Source organism: Planctopirus hydrillae (assembly GCF_001707835.1).
Classification (GTDB): domain Bacteria; phylum Planctomycetota; class Planctomycetia; order Planctomycetales; family Planctomycetaceae; genus Planctopirus; species Planctopirus hydrillae.
In genome coordinates this window covers 1-317 of the sequence record NZ_LYDR01000106.1, presented here as the reverse complement: position 1 = coordinate 317, position 317 = coordinate 1, and the positions used below count along the sequence as shown (strand labels likewise).

The window sequence follows — 317 nt, the reverse complement described above, 5'->3', positions numbered from 1 at the left end:
TCGATGCGGCGTAGTAGCAAACGTTCGCGGGGATGCAGGAACAGAATGGTATCGACCTGACGACCCGCACGACCTGTTCGTCCAATGCGGTGCACATAGCTTTCGCTATCCGAAGGGAGATCGAAATTGATGACGTGTGTGATGCGCTGGACGTCGAGTCCGCGGGCAGCCACATCAGTGGCTATGACGATATCCAGCCGGCCGGACCTGAGATGTTCCACAATGCGCTCGCGTTGAGCCTGAGGAACATCGCTCGAACGGGCCGCTGTTCGATAGCCCTGGCTGCCGAGAAACTCAGCCAGAGGAACCGTCGTACT

1 protein-coding gene is annotated in these 317 nt (G+C 58.4%); it reads right to left on the bottom strand.

The window, feature by feature from the left end:
• Positions 1-317: helicase-related protein (locus A6X21_RS12355; protein ID WP_205847464.1), on the bottom strand; the 317-nt coding region annotated here is incomplete at both ends.